We start from the raw sequence: 16592 nt of genomic DNA on the forward strand, positions 1-16592 counted from the left end.
CAGGCCGCCTCCGGACGTCAGACCGCCTCCGGACGTCAGACCGCCTTCGCCACCGCCGCCTGCGCCGCGGCGGCGTCCGTCCGGCCGTCCTCCGCGGGCTTCGGTCCCGCGCCCTTCAGCGGCACCTCCTTGACGAAGACCGCCGCCGCCAGCGCCAGGACCGCCACCACGGCCCCGAGCAGGAACGCCGAGTGCGTGCCGGAGGAGACCGCGTGCTGGTAGGCCTCGCGGGCCGCCTCCGGCAGCTTGGCCAGACTCGCCTGGTCGAGCTGGGCCGACTGCTCGGTCACCTTCGAGCCCAGCGCCCCGGCCCGCTCCGTCATCACGTCCTGGACGCGGCTGTTGAACAGCGCGCCCATGATCGCGACGCCGAAGGAGGAGCCGAGGGTGCGGAAGAGGGTGGCGGAGGAGGACGCGACGCCCATGTCCTTCATCTCCACGCTGTTCTGCGCGACCAGCATGGTGATCTGCATCAGACAGCCCATGCCGAGCCCGACGACGGCCATGAAGACACCGGAAGTGAACCGGGACGTGCCCGTGTCCATCGTGGACAGCAGGTACAGCCCGACGATCATCAGCGCACTGCCCAGCACCGGGAAGACCTTGTACTTGCCGGTGCTCGTCGTGACCCGCCCGGCGACCATCGACGTGACCAGCATCGCACCGAGCATCGGCAGGAGCAGCAGCCCGGAGTTGGTCGCGGACGCACCCTGCACGGCCTGCTGGTAGAAGGGCAGGAACAGGGTCGCGCCGAACATCACGAAGCCGGTGATGAAGCCGATGACCGACATCAGCGTGAAGTTCAGGCTGCGGAAGATGTGCAGCGGCAGGACCGGCTCGGCGGCCTTCGTCTGCCAGAACACGAACCCGACGAGCGCGGCGGCCCCGATGCCGGTCAGCTCCATGATCCGCGCGGAGGTCCAGGCGTACTCGGTGCCGCCCCAGGTGGTGACGAGCACGATCGCGGTGATGCCGACGGTCAGCAGCACGGCGCCCGGATAGTCGATCCGCGCCTGCGTCCGCTTCCGCGGCAGGTGCAGCACCGCGCTGACCGCGACCAGCGCGACCACGCCGAGCGGCAGGTTGATGTAGAACGCCCAGCGCCAGCCCCAGTTGTCGGTGATCGTGCCGCCGACCAGCGGGCCGCCGATCATCGCCAGCGCCATGACGCCGGCCATCATGCCCTGGTACTTGCCGCGCTCCCGGGGCGGGATCAGGTCGCCGATGATCGCCATCACGCCCACCATCAGACCACCGGCGCCGAGGCCCTGCACGGCGCGGAAACCGATCAGCTCGCCCATGTTCTGGGCCATGCCGCTGAGCGCCGAGCCGATCAGGAAGAGCACGATGGACGACAGGAACGTACCCTTGCGGCCGTACATGTCGCCGAGCTTGCCCCACAGCGGGGTGGAGGCCGCGGTGGCGAGCGTGTAGGAGGTGACCACCCAGGAGAGGTGCTCGAGCCCGCCCAGCTCACCGACGATCGTCGGCATGGCCGTACCGATGATCATGTTGTCGAGCATCGCGAGCATCATCGCGATCATCAGTGCGAGCAGCACGACCCGCACGCTCCGGGGCTGTTCGCCCCCGCTGTCGGCGCGGATCGCAGCCGATCCGTCCGTTACCTCCGCCATCGCTTCCCCACTCCCCCAGCTACCGCTACTTACTTGCCGACCGGCTAGTGACTACACTCGGAAGCTAGCCGCGGAACTAGCCGGGCGTCAAGTAAGTTTTAGGGAAAGCGGGCGGCGTAGGAGGATGGGCGGCACCATGGACGGCACCAGGCAGCGGCGCCGCGGGGACACCCGTCGACGCATCCAGGACGTGGCCCTCGAACTCTTCGCGGAGCAGGGCTACGAGAAGACGTCCCTGCGTGAGATCGCCGAGCACCTCGACGTCACCAAGGCGGCCCTCTACTACCACTTCAAGACCAAGGAAGAGATCCTCGTCAGCATCTTCGAGGACCTCACCCAGCCGATCGAGGACCTGATCGCCTGGGGCCGGCGGCAGCCGCACACCCTGGAGACCAAGCGCGAGATCATCCGCCGCTACGCCGACACGCTCACCCAGGCGGCACCGCTGTTCCGCTTCATGCACGAGAACCAGGCGACGGTACGGGACCTGCGGATCGGCGACTCCGTCAAGGAGCGGATCCGCGGCCTGCGCGACGTCATCATCGACCCGGACGCGGACCTGGTCGACCAGGTCCGCAGCGTCAGCGCGATCTTCACCCTGCACGCCGGGATCTCACTGCTGCAGGACCTCGAAGGCGACCCCGAGGAGAAGAACAAGGCCGTCCTCGAGGTCGCCATGGACCTGGTGACCCGGGCCCACCGGGGAGCCGGGGGCTCCTAGCGGGCCGGGCCGGGCAGGTCAGAGCTGGACGCCCTTGGCGCGCAGGAACTTCACGGGATCGATCGCCGTGCCGTAGTTCGGGGTCGTACGGATCTCGAAGTGCAGGTGCGGACCGCTGGAGTTGCCGGTGTTGCCGGACTTGGCGATCTCCTGGCCGGTCTTGACGATCTGGCCGATCTTCACCGTGATCTTCGACAGGTGGGCGTACTGCGAGTACGTGCCGTTGCCGTGCTTGATCACGACGGCGTTGCCGTACGCGGGACCGTCACCGGCGCCGTTGCCGCCGGCCTTGACCACGGTGCCGCCGTGCGCGGCGACGACCTTGGTGCCACTCGGCACCGCGAAGTCCTGACCGCTGTGGGTGGACTGCCACATGCCGCCGTTCTGGGCGAAGGTGGCGGACAGCTTGTAGCTCTTCACCGGGTTGACCCAGGAGGGCGCGGCCTTCTTGGCGGCGGCCTGCGCCTGGACGGCGGTGGCGGCACCGGACGCGACCGTGGTGTCGGCGGCGGACGCGACCCCGGCCCCCAGGGCGACCGAGACACCGAGACCGGCGGCCAGCACGGCCGCACGGGTGCGGAGCTGGGACGTACGGGAGGAAAGGGACGTGGCGCGCTGGGACATCGAAACCTCGCGGAGACGGGGACGGAGAAAACCACCCGGCGCACAGTCGCTCGCCGCATGGCCGTCCCTTGGTAACCCGAAGTCCGACAAACACCCAAAAGCATGATCTACGGTCTTGGTTAGTACCTTCGTTCCGTGTTCCACATCTCTTGACAGTCCCTGCATACCGGACGAATCAGGGCACTTACAGCCTCCATAGCCCGCATCTTGGGGCAAATGTCCATTTCATCCAGGCCTCCCTTCCACTATTCCTCCTAGTAACGGACATATCGCCTGTGTGGCATGTCACCGGCCACCCTCCGGGGCCATTCCGGAAATGTGGCGCACGCCTCTAGGCACCTACCGTGCGGTAACCCTACGGTTCCCCTCGCGCCACCCTCGCCCACGAGCATGCACACGACATGTTGGCAGCGTCATTGACGTGAGAGGACCCCCACGACATGCAGACCCGACGCCCCTGGCTGCGCCGCGCCTCCGTGACCGCCGTCTCCACGGCCGCCCTCGTCGCCCTGGCCGCACCGGCCGACGCCACGACGGCCGCACGGGCCTCCACGGCCGCCTCCACGGCCTCCACGGCCAAGGTGGACTATGCGACCTGGCAGAAGGACGTCCAGGCGGTGATGGACCAGGCACTGCCCTACCTCAAGCAGCGGATCGCGGCCACGAGGCCGGGCGAGAAGCAGGCCGTCGTCTTCGACATCGACAACACGACGCTCGAGACCGACTTCGGCTTCAGCTACCCCCAGCCGGCCAACAAGCCGGTCCTGGAGGCCGCCAGATACGCCCAGGAGCGCGGTGTCGCCCTGTTCTTCGTGACGGCCCGTCCGGACATCGTCGCCTCGTTCACCGAGTACAACCTGAAGCGGGTCGGCTATCAGGTGTCCGGCCTGCACGTCCGCTCCTTCCTCGACCTCTTCAAGAACGTCGCGGACTACAAGACGGCCCAGCGCGTGGCGATCGAGAAGAAGGGCTACACGATCATCGCGAACATCGGCAACAGCGCCACCGATCTCTCCGGCGGCCATGCTGAGAAGACGTACAAGCTGCCCGACTACGACGGGCAGCTGTCCTAGGCGCGAAAGGCGCCAGGGCATGCGAAAGGGGCCGGTGCTGTGCACCGGCCCCTTTCGCGCGGTTCTCGTCCGGCCGTGACGCTTACGCGTCCTTGCTCAGGTTCGGACCCGTGCCGCCGGCCGCCTGCTCGATCGGCGGGACGTCGGGCAGGGCCGACTTCTCCTCACCGCGGAAGGTGAAGGTCTTGGCCTCGCCCTCGCCCTCCGTGTCCACGACCACGATGTGGCCGGGGCGGAGCTCGCCGAAGAGGATCTTCTCCGACAGGGAGTCCTCGATCTCGCGCTGGATGGTGCGACGCAGCGGACGCGCGCCCAGCACGGGGTCGTAGCCCTTCTTGGACAGCAGTTCCTTGGCGGACTGGGAGAGCTCGATGCCCATGTCCCGGTCCTTCAGGCGCTCGTCCACCTTGCCGATCATCAGGTCGACGATCTGGAGGATGTCGTCCTGGCTGAGCTGCGGGAAGACGACCACGTCGTCGACACGGTTGAGGAACTCGGGCCGGAAGTGCTGCTTGAGCTCGTCCTGGACCTTGTTCTTCATGCGCTCGTAGTTGGTCTTCGTGTCACCCGAGGCGGCGAAGCCCAGGTTGAAGCCCTTGGAGATGTCCCGGGTGCCGAGGTTGGTCGTCATGATGATGACCGTGTTCTTGAAGTCCACGACCCGGCCCTGGGAGTCGGTCAGGCGACCGTCCTCCAGGATCTGCAGCAGCGAGTTGAAGATGTCCGGGTGGGCCTTCTCGACCTCGTCGAAAAGGACGACCGAGAACGGCTTGCGGCGGACCTTCTCGGTCAGCTGGCCGCCCTCCTCGTAGCCCACGTAGCCGGGGGGCGAACCGAAGAGACGCGAGACCGTGTGCTTCTCGCTGAACTCCGACATGTCGAGGGAGATCAGCGCGTCCTCGTCGCCGAAGAGGAACTCGGCGAGCGCCTTGGACAGCTCGGTCTTACCGACACCGGACGGGCCGGCGAAGATGAACGAGCCACCGGGGCGCTTGGGGTCCTTCAGACCGGCACGCGTACGGCGGATCGCCTTCGACAGCGCCTTGACGGCGTCCTTCTGACCGATGACGCGCTTGTGGAGCTCGTCCTCCATGCGCAGCAGACGCGAGGACTCCTCCTCGGTCAGCTTGAAGACCGGGATGCCGGTGGCCGTCGCGAGGACCTCGGCGATGAGCTCGCCGTCGACCTCGGCCACGACGTCCATGTCGCCGGCCTTCCACTCCTTCTCGCGCTTGGCCTTGGCGGCCAGGAGCTGCTTCTCCTTGTCGCGCAGGGAGGCGGCCTTCTCGAAGTCCTGCGAGTCGATCGCGGACTCCTTGTCGCGGCGCACGCCGGCGATCTTCTCGTCGAACTCGCGCAGGTCCGGCGGCGCGGTCATCCGGCGGATGCGCATCCGCGAGCCGGCCTCGTCGATCAGGTCGATCGCCTTGTCCGGCAGGAAGCGGTCCGAGATGTACCGGTCGGCCAGGGTGGCGGCCTGGACCAGCGCCTCGTCGGTGATGGAGACCCGGTGGTGGGCCTCGTACCGGTCGCGCAGACCCTTGAGGATCTCGATCGTGTGCGGCAGGGACGGCTCCGCGACCTGGATGGGCTGGAAGCGGCGCTCCAGGGCCGCGTCCTTCTCCAGGTGCTTGCGGTACTCGTCCAGCGTCGTCGCACCGATGGTCTGCAGCTCACCGCGGGCCAGCATCGGCTTGAGGATGCTCGCGGCGTCGATCGCGCCCTCGGCGGCACCCGCGCCGACCAGCGTGTGCAGCTCGTCGATGAACAGGATGATGTCGCCGCGGGTGCGGATCTCCTTGAGGACCTTCTTCAGGCGCTCCTCGAAGTCACCGCGGTAGCGGGAGCCGGCGACCAGGGCGCCGAGGTCCAGGGTGTAGAGGTGCTTGTCCTTGAGGGTCTCGGGCACCTCACCCTTGACGATGGCCTGGGCGAGACCCTCGACGACGGCGGTCTTGCCGACGCCGGGCTCACCGATCAGCACCGGGTTGTTCTTGGTGCGGCGGGACAGCACCTGCATGACCCGCTCGATCTCCTTCTCGCGCCCGATGACCGGGTCGAGCTTGGACTCGCGGGCCGCCTGGGTGAGGTTCCGGCCGAACTGGTCGAGGACCAGGGACGTGGAGGGCGTGCCCTCGGCAGGACCGCCGGCGGCGGCGGTCTCCTTGCCCTGGTAGCCGGAGAGCAGCTGGATGACCTGCTGCCGCACCCGGTTGAGATCTGCGCCCAGCTTGACGAGGACCTGGGCGGCGACGCCCTCGCCCTCCCGGATCAGGCCGAGCAGGATGTGCTCCGTGCCGATGTAGTTGTGGCCCAGCTGAAGGGCCTCGCGGAGCGACAGCTCCAGGACCTTCTTGGCACGGGGGGTGAAGGGGATGTGGCCGGACGGGGCCTGCTGGCCCTGGCCGATGATCTCCTCCACCTGCTGGCGGACCGCCTCGAGCGAAATCCCGAGGCTCTCAAGGGCCTTGGCGGCGACACCCTCACCCTCGTGGATCAAGCCCAGGAGGATGTGCTCGGTGCCGATGTAGTTGTGGTTGAGCATCCGGGCTTCTTCCTGAGCCAGGACGACAACCCGCCGCGCGCGGTCGGTGAACCTCTCGAACATCGTTAATCGCTCCTCAGAGCGGTCAGGCAGTGGGGGGAACTTCCCCTCCCTGTCCTTCCGCAGCTTAGTCCCGCGAGCGGGGACCGCTCATTCCAACTGCCGACACCGTCCTTGGCCTCCTGACCCCGAACGCCGACATCTGCTCCAACCCGATGGTGCGAGACGATGTTCCCGCAGGCCAGGCAGATACCCCAGTCGCCACTACGCCGATGGCGAACGTGAGACGTCCTTTCCCGCGCGTCGCCCCCTCCCACTAGGGATGTCTTACCCGCGGGGACCGGAAGTCCATGCCGAGCGCCCCCGTTCCCTCCGCTACGGGCGAACAACCTTGCGCCTCCCCGTACTCCCCACACGCCCCCGATTCGCCACTCTGTGCGCTCACGGCAGCACGCAGCGTGCATCGAGCGTAACCCGCACGCCCTTCCGACGGTTGCATCTGGCATGTTCGTCACCCCTCACTCCCCGCCCTCGTCCCCGCCCGGGGTGGTCCCGCACCCCCGCCGGCCACTCGACCCCGCGGGTCCCGGCACGAGCGGCCGGATCCGGCGGTGGTACGAGAACGAACTGGGATGGCCGACCGTGCCCGGCGATCCGGTGCGGCTTGTGGTGGGAGAGCGCTTCGACGTCCTGGACGTACCGGCCGAGGCGGGCCGTGCGGCGTTGCGGCACCTGTGGCCGGCCTCTCCGGTGGCCCTGTGGGAGGACCGGATGCTGCTGCTGGTGGCGCCGGGCAGCGCGGAGGAGCTTCCGGGGCTGCTGGAGTGGCTGGAGTGGGGTCCGCTGCGGCCGGACCTGAGGGCCTTGGGCCCGGGCGGCGTCCTGCCGGCACCGCTGCGGGCGGCCGGGGCGGACGCGCGGCGGCCTCCGGGGCCGGGTGGCCTCACGGGCGCCCCGTTCCCCGTCGCGCCGCACGCGGCGCCCGAGGGACGGGGCGCGCCGCGTCCCGCGTCCGGCTCGGGTCCCGGCCGGCCGCTTCCCCTGGGCCGACTCGGTTCCCAGGGGGCCGCCGTGTGGCTGCGGCCCCCCGAGCCGGGATGCGAGGCCGAGGCCTCGCTGCCGACGCTGTCGGCGCTGGGGGGCGGTGGAGACGCCCCCGATCTCGTACGGCTGGTGAACACGGTGGCCACGTGGTGCCACCGGATCCGGCTGCGGGGCGCGGTCGCCCGGCCACCGGCCTTGCCTGCGCAGGGTCGGTAGTGCCGCTGTTCAGCCGTTGGCCTTCTCGTAGGCCTCGCGGATGGTCGCGGGAACACGGCCGCGGTCGTTGACCTCGTAACCGTTCTCCTTCGCCCAGGCGCGGATCGCCGCGGTGTCCTGGCTGCCGCTCGAAGCCGCGCGCGTCTTTCCGCGCCCGCCCGAAGCACGGCCCCCGGTACGACGACCGCCCCTCACGTAAGGCTCGAGAAGACCGCGGAGCTTGTCCGCATTGGCGGTGGTGAGATCGATCTCGTACGTCTTGCCGTCCAGCGCGAACGTCACGGTCTCGTCCGCCTCGCCGCCGTCGAGGTCGTCGACAAGAAGGACCTGAACCTTCTGTGCCACCGGATTTCCTTTCATCGATATCTTCAGGGCCCGGGTGTGCCGGCGTCCGCCGTATCGCCGTCCCCTGTTATATGCAGTACTGCACTACGTCGGAAAGCAAACCGCTTTTGCGGGAAAAACACAAACCCTCGGCAGAGACCGGCAGCCCGGACTCCGCCGGGAAACGTGCGCGTTTCGGACATAGGGCACCGGGGCAGGGGTGCGGAGCGGAATCGGTCTTGTCCGCGGCGGTCTTGTCCCGCGCTCGGCGATCACAGATGCAGAAGCATCCGGCTGTTGCCCAAGGTGTTCGGTTTCACTCGTTCGAGACCCAGGAACTCCGCGACACCCTCGTCATAGGAACGCAGCAGCTCCGCGTACACATCCGTGTCGACGGGCGTCTCGCCGATCTCCACGAAGCCGTGCTTGCCGAAGAAGTCGACTTCGAAGGTCAGACAGAAAACCCGGCGAACACCGAGCCAGCGGGCGGTCTGCAGCAACTTCTCCAGCACTTGGTGTCCGACCCCCGCGCCCTTCAGACCCGGCTTCACGGCGAGAGTGCGCACTTCCGCGAGGTCTTCCCACATCACGTGCAGCGCGCCGCAGCCCACCACCTCGGCGTTGTCGTCGCGTTCCGCGACCCAGAACTCCTGGATGTCCTCGTAAAGCGTCACCGTCGCTTTGTCGAGCAGGATGCCGCTGCGGACGTAGGCGTCGAGGAGGCGCCGCACGGCCGGGACATCGCTCGTGCGGGCCCGTCGGACGGTGATGGCTTTTGCGGGGGCTTCGGGGCTCTTCGCGGACATGAACGGACGCTATCGCCCGCCGGGCTCCTGAGGGGAGGCGGGGTTCTGCGCGGGGCCTTCCGCGGGTTCCGCCGGCGGCGGGGGTTCGGATCGTCCGGCGGATTCCGACGGTTCGGTCGGTTCCGGTGTTTCCGGGCCCTGGACGATGCGTACGGCGTCGCGGAGAGCGTGGCGCTGTTCCTCGCTCATCATGCCGAAGAAGGCGACGAGTGCGGCGGCCGGGTTGTCGCTCTGCGACCAGGCGTCGTTCATCAGGGCGGCGGCGTAGGCGGCGCGGGTCGAGACCGCCTCATATCGATAGGCACGGCCTTCCGCCTCGCGGCGCACCCAGCCCTTCTGATGGAGATTGTCCAAAACGGTCATCACGGTGGTGTACGCGATGGACCGCTCCTTCTGAAGATCTTCCAGGACTTCTCGAACGGTCACGGGGCGGTTCCACTTCCAGACCCGCGACATGACCGCGTCTTCGAGTTCTCCCAATGGGCGAGGCACAGCTCAGAACAATAGTGGGAGATCCCGGCAACGGCGTGCCGGACGTGCACTTAAGCGGCGAACTGGAACAAAAAGGGCGTACGACTCGGGGGCGGGGGCGTCGCGGTGGGCGCGCCCCGCGGAGTCGTACGCCGCTGGAGGGGGTGCGGTCAGGCCTCGGTCCCGGGCGTGGCCGCGGAGGACTGGCGGGCGCCGTCCACGCGGGCGAGGGCGGCGTCCACGGCCTCGTCCTCCTTGGCCTTGTTGGCGCCGCCCTGCGTCTTCACGATGACCCGGATCACGGCGATGAAGAGGGCGGCCATGACGACCGGGGGCAGGAGCGCGGAGACGTAGTCCATGGATCCAGGGTAGTCACGTCAGACCGCGGTGAGGTGCTGGGGGCCCGCCGGGGGCGGGGGTGTGGGCTTGCGGCGGGGGAAGACCTCGCCCGGGGTGGGGATCGGGCGGGAGGGCTTGGGGGTGCCCTTGGGAGCGCGCGGGGCGGGGGCCGGGTGCGGGGCGGGCGCGGGCGCGGGCTTCGGGGCCGGGGCCTTGTGGGCCGGCTTCTTCCCGGGCTGCTTCCCGGGCGCGTCCTCGGCGTCGCCGCCGGCGGGGGCGGTGAGGCCGCCGGGGAGGGCGAGGAGGCGGGTACGGGTGCCGGCGCCGGTGCGGGTGCCGGCACCCGTCCGGGACGCCGGGACGGTCCGGGCGGGGCTCCGGGTCGCGAGGGGGGCCCGGGGCGCGACGACCTGGGTCGCCGCGCAGCGGTCCAGGAGGGCCGCGGCGGTGGGGTTGCCGCGGAGGGCGCGCAGGGCGGTGAGGTCGTCCGACTGGGGGCGGTAGCCGGCGCCCAGGGCCTCGTCCAGGAGTGCCAGGTAGCCGGCGGCGGCGCCGGGGAGGGCGGTACGGTACCGGCCGAGGTCGGCCACGAGGAAGGCGCGCAGCCTGACCCCCTCCCGGACCGCCTCGTCGAGCGACTCTGCGAGGCGGAGGCAGTCCTGGACGTCCTCGGACGAGGCGGAGGCGGGGTGGAGGGCGAGAGCGAGAGCGCGGCGGAGCACACGCAGCTCCTCCGCGCCGAACGCCATGCCGCCGCGGGATCCGTATGGCGTGGGCATGCGGCGACGATACGCGCTAATCGGACAAATTTGACATAGGTGACAGGTGTGGCGTGGGGGGGACCACCCGGGTGGGCGGGCCCAGGGTCCCCCGGCCCGGGGGGCGGGCCACCCCCCCGGGCCGGGGGACGAGGGGACGAGGGGAGCGCCTGCGGCGGCCTGTGGCAGCTTCGGCGGGGGTGCGCGTCGCGCCTTTCCGGCAGTGGGTGCGGGGCCGCGCCGGGGGAGCGCCTGCGGCGGCCTGTGGCGGCTTCGGCGGGGGTGCGCGTCGCGCCTTTCCGGCAGTGGGTGCGGGGCCGCGCCGGGGGGTGTCCGTGCTCGGACCGGCGCGATGGAGTTGCCTACCGGGTGACTGGTGTTGACGCGCCGACCGCTGCGGGCGGGCACCCCCGGCACGTCCCCTTCCGAGCGTGCGCGGGTGCCGGTTCGCCCAGCTGCGGGTCGCCGGGGCCGCCTCGCTGCGGGCAGTCGTGCCGTCGAGGGGCCCCCGCATGGGAAGCCGAGCCCGCTGCGCCGGGGCGCGACGCCGCGGCCTCGGCTTGCTCGGGGCCTCACATGCGCGACGCGTTCCGCTCGTACACCAGCCGCAGGCCGATCAGCGTCAGCCACGGCTCGTGCTCGTCGATCACCGACGACTCGCCGAGGACCAGCGGAGCCAGTCCGCCCGTCGCGATGACGGTGACGTCCTCCAGGTCGTCCGCCAGTTCTCTGGCCATCCGGTTGACCACGCCGTCGACCTGGCCCGCGAAGCCGTAGATGACGCCCGACTGCATGGCCTCGACCGTGTTCTTGCCGATGACGCTGCGGGGCCGGGCCACCTCGATCTTGCGGAGCTGGGCTCCCCGGACGCCGAGGGCCTCCACCGAGATCTCGATGCCGGGCGCGATGACCCCGCCGACGTACTCCCCGCGCGTGCTGACCGCGTCGAACGTCGTCGCCGTGCCGAAGTCGACGACGATGGCCGGGCCGCCGTAGAGCTCCACCGCCGCGACCGCGTTGATGATGCGGTCCGCGCCGACCTCCTTGGGGTTGTCCATGAGGATCGGGACGCCGGTCCTGACCCCCGGTTCGACGAGGATCGCGGGGACGTCGCCGTAGTAGCGGCGGGTCACCTCGCGCAGTTCGTGCAGGACGGAGGGGACGGTCGCGCAGATGGCGATGCCGTCGATGCCGTCGCCCAGCTCGTCGCCGAGGAGCGGGTGCATGCCCATCAGGCCCTGGAGCAGGACGGCCAGTTCGTCGGCGGTGCGGCGGGCGTCCGTGGAGATGCGCCAGTGTTCGACGATCTCGTCGCCGTCGAACAGGCCGAGGACGGTGTGCGTGTTTCCCACGTCGATCGTCAGCAGCATGACCCGTACCCGCTCCCCTACTCCGCCGACCGCAGGTCGAGGCCGATGTCCAGGATCGGCGAGGAGTGGGTGAGGGCACCGACGGCGAGGTAGTCGACGCCGGTGTCCGCGTACGCCTTGGCGGTGCCGAGGGTGAGGCGGCCCGAGGCCTCCAGGGCGGCGCGGCCGTCGACGATCGCGACGGCCTCCGCGCACTCGGCCGGTGTGAAGTTGTCCAGCAGGATCAGGTCGGCGCCGGCGTCCAGGACCTCGCGGAGCTGGTGCAGGGTGTCGACCTCGACCTCGATCGGGACCTCGGGGAAGCGTGCGCGGACCGCCTGGAAGGCCTCGGCGACACCGCCCGCGGCCACCACGTGGTTGTCCTTGACCAGGGCCGCGTCCGAGAGGGACATGCGGTGGTTGACCCCGCCGCCGCAACGCACCGCGTACTTCTCCAGGCTGCGCAGGCCGGGGGTGGTCTTGCGGGTGTCGCGGACCCTGGCCTTCGTGCCCTCCAGGACGTCCGCCCACGCGCGCGTGGCGGTCGCGATGCCGGACAGCCGGCACAGGATGTTCAGCGCGCTGCGCTCGGCCGTGAGCAGGTCGCGGGTGCGGGTGGTGACCGACAGGAGCTTGCGGCCCGCCTCGACGCGGTCGCCGTCCTCCGCGTGGCGCTCGATCTCGAGCTCCTCCTCGCAGACGACGGAGAGGACCGCCTCGGCGATGCGCAGGCCCGCGACGACGCCCGTCTCGCGGGCGGTGAAGTCGGCGGTGGCGACCGCGTCCTCGGGGATCGTCGCGACCGTGGTCACGTCCACGCCGTGGGCCAGGTCCTCCTGGAGGGCCACGTTGGCGATGTCCTCGACCTCGACGGGGTCGAGGCCGGCGTCGGCCAGGAGCTGGGCGAGCGCGGGGTCCAGGCCGCACTCCAGGTACGCCTCGTCGTCCGCGCCGCAGGCGCAGCCGTCGCCGCAGCCTCCGGAGGAGGCGAGGGGAAGGTCGGGGGTGGTCACGTCGGTCACTGCTCCTGGGGGGCCTGGGGAGGGAGGGTCGGGGGGAAGTGTGTGGTGTCCGTGGCGTGCACGGCCAGGGTGCGGTCCGGGTTCAGGCGGACGACGATGTGGCGGCGCCAGGCCTCGTCGTCGCGCTCGGGGCGGTCCTCGCGCCAGTGGCAGCCCCGGGTCTCCTCGCGCAGCAGGGCGGCGGCGACCAGGACGCGGGCCACGCACAGGAGGTTGGTGGCCTCCCAGGTGTCGACGCCGGCCTCGGCCGTCTTGCCGTTCTCGGCGAGGGCCTCCCGGGCGTCGGTGTGCAGGCGCTGGAGCTCGTCGGCGGCCTGGGCGAGGGAGCCGGCCGAGCGCAGGACGCCCGCCCCGTTCGTCATGATCCGCTGGATCGTGAAGCGGGCCTCGGGGGTCTGCAGGGGGTGCTCGGGGATCTCGGGGTGCGGCAGGGGCTGCGGCACGCGCGCGTGGAGGCCGGTCTCCGCGATGTCGGCCGCGATGCGCTCGGCGTAGACGAGACCTTCGAGGAGGGAGTTGGAGGCCAGGCGGTTGGCGCCGTGCACGCCGGTGCAGGCGACCTCGCCGCACGCGTACAGACCGGGCACCGTCGTGCGGCCGCGGGAGTCGGTGCGGACGCCGCCGGAGGCGTAGTGGGCGGCCGGGGCGACCGGGACGGGCTCGGTGACCGGGTCGATGCCGTGGGCGCGGCAGGCGGCGAGGATGGTCGGGAAGCGGTGCTCCCACATCTCGGCGCCGAAGTGGCGGGCGTCGAGGTACATGTGCTCGGCGTCCTGCTCCTGCATGCGGCGCGTGATGCCCTTGGCGACGATGTCGCGCGGGGCGAGCTCGGCCAGTTCGTGCTGCCCCACCATGAAGCGCACGCCGTCGGCGTCGACCAGGTGGGCGCCCTCGCCGCGCACGGCCTCGGAGACCAGGGGCTGCTGGCCCTCCGCGTCGGGGCCGAGGAACAGCACGGTGGGGTGGAACTGGACGAATTCCAGGTCGCTGACCTCGGCCCCCGCGCGCAGCGCCAGCGCGACGCCGTCGCCCGTGGAGACCGACGGGTTGGTGGTCGCGGAGAAGACCTGGCCCATGCCGCCGGTGGCCAGGACCACCGCGGGGGCGTGGACGGCTCCGACGCCGTCGTGCTGGCCCTCGCCCATGACGTGCAGGGTGACGCCCGCCGTGCGGCCCTCGGCGTCGGTGAGGAGGTCCAGGACGAGGGCGTTCTCGATGGTGCGCATTCCGCGCGCACGGACCGCTTCGACCAGGGCGCGGGAGATCTCGGCACCGGTGGCGTCGCCGCCGGCGTGCGCGATGCGGCGGCGGTGGTGGCCGCCCTCGCGGGTGAGTTCGAGACCGCCCTCGGTGGACTCGTCGAACTGCGCGCCGGTCCGGATGAGGCGGCGTACGGCGTCGGGGCCCTCGGTGACGAGGATGCGGACGGCCTCCTCGTCGCACAGTCCCGCCCCGGCGACCAGGGTGTCGTCGAGGTGCTGCTCGGGGGAGTCGCCCTCGCCGAGGGCAGCGGCGATGCCGCCCTGCGCCCAGCGGGTGGAGCCGTCGTCGAGGCGGGCCTTGGTCACGACGACGGTCCGCAGGCCCGCGGCCTGGCAGCGCAGGGCCGCGGTCAGGCCGGCGACGCCGGAGCCGACGACGACCACGTCCGCCGTGATGGACCAGCCGGGGGCGGGCGCGTGCAGTCGTATGCCTGTGGTGCTCACGAGGCGGCTCCGAAGTTTCCGAAGGTCAGGGGGATGTTGTCGATCAGCCGGGTCGTGCCGACCCGGGCGGCGACGGCGAGGACCGCCTCGCCGGTGAAGTCGTCGCCGATCTCCGTGAAGTCGGAGGGGTCGACCAGGGCCAGGTAGTCCAGCGCGAGCGGCGGTTCGAGGCGGGCGGCCTCGTCGAGGACCTGGCGGGCGGCTGCGCGGACGGCGGCCGGACCGCCGGGCACGGCCGTCGCCACGGCGTGCGCGTCGGCAGCGGCGCGGGACTCGCCGATGGCGCTGAGGGCCTCGGCACGCGCGCGCGTGGCGGGCACCTCGCGGGCCCGGGCGCGCAGCGCCTCCTGCGCGGCGTGCCGGTCCTGGCCGGCGAACAGGGCCCGGGACAGGGCGAGGGCGGTGCGCCTCTCGGGAGCCGAGAGGTAGCGGTTGCGGCTGGACAGCGCCAGGCCGTCCTCCTCGCGGACGGTGGGGACGCCGACGATCTCCACGCCGAAGTTCAGGTCCCGCACCATGCGGCGGATCAGCGCGAGCTGCTGGGCGTCCTTCTGGCCGTACAGGGCGACGTCGGGGCGGGTCAGGTGCAGCAGCTTCGCGACGACGGTGAGCATGCCGTCGAAGTGGCCGGGGCGGGAGGCGCCCTCCAGGCGCTCGCCCATGGGGCCGGCGCTGACGCGGACCTGGGGCTCGCCGCCGGGGTAGACCTCGTCGACGGACGGGGCGAACACGACGTCCGCGCCGGACCGCCCGGCGAGCTCGACGTCGGCGTCCAGCGTGCGCGGGTAGCGGTCGAGGTCCTCGCCCGCGCCGAACTGCAGCGGGTTGACGAAGACCGTGACGACGACCTCGCCACCGCGGCCGGCGACGGCACGGGCGGTGCGGACGAGGGTGGCGTGGCCCTCGTGCAGGGCGCCCATGGTCATCACCACGGCACGGCGACCCGTACGCGCGCGTGCGTGCAGCTCACCGGCGGTGCGCAGCAGGGTGGTGGTCATCGGGCGTCCCCTTCGGTGCCGTCGGTCCCGTGCGCGAGTACCCCGAGGAGGTCCTCCGCGAGCTCCGGCTTCAGCAGGCCGTGCGCCAGGGCCCGGTCGGCGGTGGCGCGGGCCATCGCCAGGTAGCCGGCGACGGCCTGCGGGGCGTGCCGGCGCAGCTCGGTGACGTGCGCGGCGACCGTGCCCGCGTCGCCGCGCGCGACGGGGCCGGTGAGGGCCGCGTCGCCGGAGCGCAGGGCGTTGTCCAGGGCCGCGCCGAGCAGCGGGCCGAGCATCCGGTCGGGGGCCGCGACCCCGGCGGCGCGCAGCAGCTCCATGGACTGGGCGACCAGGGTGACCAGGTGGTTGGCGCCCAGGGCGAGGGCCGCGTGGTAGAGCGGGCGGTTCTCCTCGGCGATCCACTCCGGCTCGCCGCCCATCTCGATGACGAGGGCCTCGGCGGCCAGGCGCAGCTCCTCGGGGGCGGTGACGCCGAAGGAGCAGCCGGCCAGGCGCTGGACGTCCACGGGCGTGCCCGTGAAGGTCATCGCCGGGTGCAGCGCGAGCGGCAGGGCGCCCGCGCGCAGGGCGAGGTCGAGCACCCGTGCCCCGTACCGCCCGGAGGTGTGGACGAGCAGCTGGCCCGGCCGGACGGAACCGGTGTCGGCGAGGCCCGCGACCAGCTCGGGCAGGGCGTCGTCCGGAACGGTCAGCAGCACCAGCTCGGACCGCCGCAGGACCTCGGCGGGCGGCATCACCGGCACGTCGGGCAGCAGCTGGGCGGCGCGGCGCCGGGAGGCGTCGGAGACCGCGGAGACGGCGACCGGGTGGTGCCCGGCGAGCTGGAGGGACGCCGCCAGTGCGGGGCCTACGCGCCCGGCGCCGACGACGCCGACGGTGAGCCGCGCGGGGCGGTCCTTGGGGTCTGGCAGTGGGGTTGTGTTCACTCGACGGCGGCCTTCCCGTTCCAGTCCGCTCCGGGT

16 protein-coding genes are annotated in these 16592 nt (G+C 71.4%); 3 read left to right on the forward strand and 13 right to left on the reverse strand.

The genetic code is table 11. The features are described from left to right. Positions 1-35: 35 nt before the first annotated feature. On the reverse strand, positions 36-1634 hold the full coding sequence (locus ACFW6P_RS26215; protein WP_386354382.1) for an MDR family MFS transporter: 1599 nt from the start codon (positions 1632-1634) through the stop codon (positions 36-38). A gap of 124 nt (positions 1635-1758) precedes the next feature. Between ACFW6P_RS26215 and ACFW6P_RS26220 the strand changes: the two genes are divergently transcribed. Next, positions 1759-2355 (forward strand): TetR/AcrR family transcriptional regulator, encoded by a 597-nt coding sequence (locus tag ACFW6P_RS26220; protein ID WP_386354379.1) that lies wholly within the window; start codon positions 1759-1761, stop codon positions 2353-2355. An 18-nt stretch (positions 2356-2373) separates the two neighbouring features. Here the strand turns inward: ACFW6P_RS26220 and ACFW6P_RS26225 are convergent, their stop codons facing one another. After that, complete coding sequence (locus ACFW6P_RS26225; protein WP_386354377.1) at positions 2374-2979, reverse strand: M23 family metallopeptidase; 606 nt, start codon at positions 2977-2979, stop codon at positions 2374-2376. Between the two features lie 440 nt (positions 2980-3419). Here ACFW6P_RS26225 and ACFW6P_RS26230 point away from each other — a divergent pair, with 440 nt between their 5' ends. Beyond that, positions 3420-4052: an HAD family acid phosphatase gene (locus tag ACFW6P_RS26230; RefSeq protein WP_386354374.1), complete on the forward strand. Its 633-nt coding sequence runs from the start codon at positions 3420-3422 to the stop codon at positions 4050-4052. Positions 4053-4134: 82 nt separating this feature from the next. Here ACFW6P_RS26230 and ACFW6P_RS26235 read toward each other — a convergent pair whose 3' ends face one another. Then, a complete protein-coding gene (locus ACFW6P_RS26235) occupies positions 4135-6660 on the reverse strand; it encodes an ATP-dependent Clp protease ATP-binding subunit (RefSeq protein WP_386354371.1) in 2526 nt (841 codons plus the stop codon). A gap of 441 nt (positions 6661-7101) precedes the next feature. Between ACFW6P_RS26235 and ACFW6P_RS26240 the strand changes: the two genes are divergently transcribed. Next, the gene (locus ACFW6P_RS26240; protein WP_386354368.1) at positions 7102-7857 is read left to right on the forward strand and encodes an SCO3374 family protein; all 756 of its coding nucleotides are present in this window, start codon (positions 7102-7104) and stop codon (positions 7855-7857) included. Between the two features lie 9 nt (positions 7858-7866). Here the strand turns inward: ACFW6P_RS26240 and ACFW6P_RS26245 are convergent, their stop codons facing one another. From ACFW6P_RS26245 to ACFW6P_RS26290, 10 genes are all read right to left on the reverse strand, one after another. Beyond that, on the reverse strand, positions 7867-8202 hold the full coding sequence (locus ACFW6P_RS26245; RefSeq protein ID WP_386354365.1) for an Lsr2 family protein: 336 nt from the start codon (positions 8200-8202) through the stop codon (positions 7867-7869). A gap of 251 nt (positions 8203-8453) precedes the next feature. Further along, a complete protein-coding gene (locus ACFW6P_RS26250; RefSeq protein ID WP_386354362.1) occupies positions 8454-8987 on the reverse strand; it encodes an amino-acid N-acetyltransferase in 534 nt (177 codons plus the stop codon). Between the two features lie 9 nt (positions 8988-8996). Further along, positions 8997-9443, reverse strand: coding sequence for a BlaI/MecI/CopY family transcriptional regulator (locus ACFW6P_RS26255; RefSeq protein WP_386354360.1), 447 nt, complete (start codon positions 9441-9443; stop codon positions 8997-8999). A gap of 185 nt (positions 9444-9628) precedes the next feature. Continuing rightward, positions 9629-9817 carry a hypothetical protein gene (locus ACFW6P_RS26260; RefSeq protein ID WP_386354357.1) on the reverse strand — a complete coding sequence of 63 codons (189 nt, stop codon included), beginning with the start codon at positions 9815-9817 and terminating at the stop codon, positions 9629-9631. An 18-nt stretch (positions 9818-9835) separates the two neighbouring features. Further along, positions 9836-10576 (reverse strand): hypothetical protein, encoded by a 741-nt coding sequence (locus ACFW6P_RS26265; protein ID WP_386425009.1) that lies wholly within the window; start codon positions 10574-10576, stop codon positions 9836-9838. Positions 10577-11127: 551 nt separating this feature from the next. Next, the gene (locus ACFW6P_RS26270) at positions 11128-11925 is read right to left on the reverse strand and encodes a type III pantothenate kinase (protein WP_386425011.1); all 798 of its coding nucleotides are present in this window, start codon (positions 11923-11925) and stop codon (positions 11128-11130) included. A 17-nt stretch (positions 11926-11942) separates the two neighbouring features. After that, entirely contained in the window at positions 11943-12917 is a 975-nt protein-coding gene (gene nadC / locus ACFW6P_RS26275; RefSeq protein WP_386354349.1) for a carboxylating nicotinate-nucleotide diphosphorylase, read from the reverse strand. Positions 12918-12922: 5 nt separating this feature from the next. Continuing rightward, positions 12923-14632, reverse strand: coding sequence for an L-aspartate oxidase (locus tag ACFW6P_RS26280; RefSeq protein WP_386354346.1), 1710 nt, complete (start codon positions 14630-14632; stop codon positions 12923-12925). Further along, the gene (panC, locus tag ACFW6P_RS26285; protein ID WP_386354343.1) at positions 14629-15630 is read right to left on the reverse strand and encodes a pantoate--beta-alanine ligase; all 1002 of its coding nucleotides are present in this window, start codon (positions 15628-15630) and stop codon (positions 14629-14631) included. The genes ACFW6P_RS26280 and panC overlap by 4 nt, the downstream gene beginning before the upstream one ends. Beyond that, positions 15627-16556, reverse strand: coding sequence for a Rossmann-like and DUF2520 domain-containing protein (locus ACFW6P_RS26290; protein WP_386354341.1), 930 nt, complete (start codon positions 16554-16556; stop codon positions 15627-15629). Before ACFW6P_RS26290 ends, panC begins: the two co-directional genes overlap by 4 nt. Between the last annotated feature and the right edge of the window lie 36 nt (positions 16557-16592).

It is taken from the genome of Streptomyces sp. NPDC058741, assembly GCF_042746715.1.
In the GTDB taxonomy this organism is placed as follows: Bacteria; Actinomycetota; Actinomycetes; order Streptomycetales; family Streptomycetaceae; genus Streptomyces.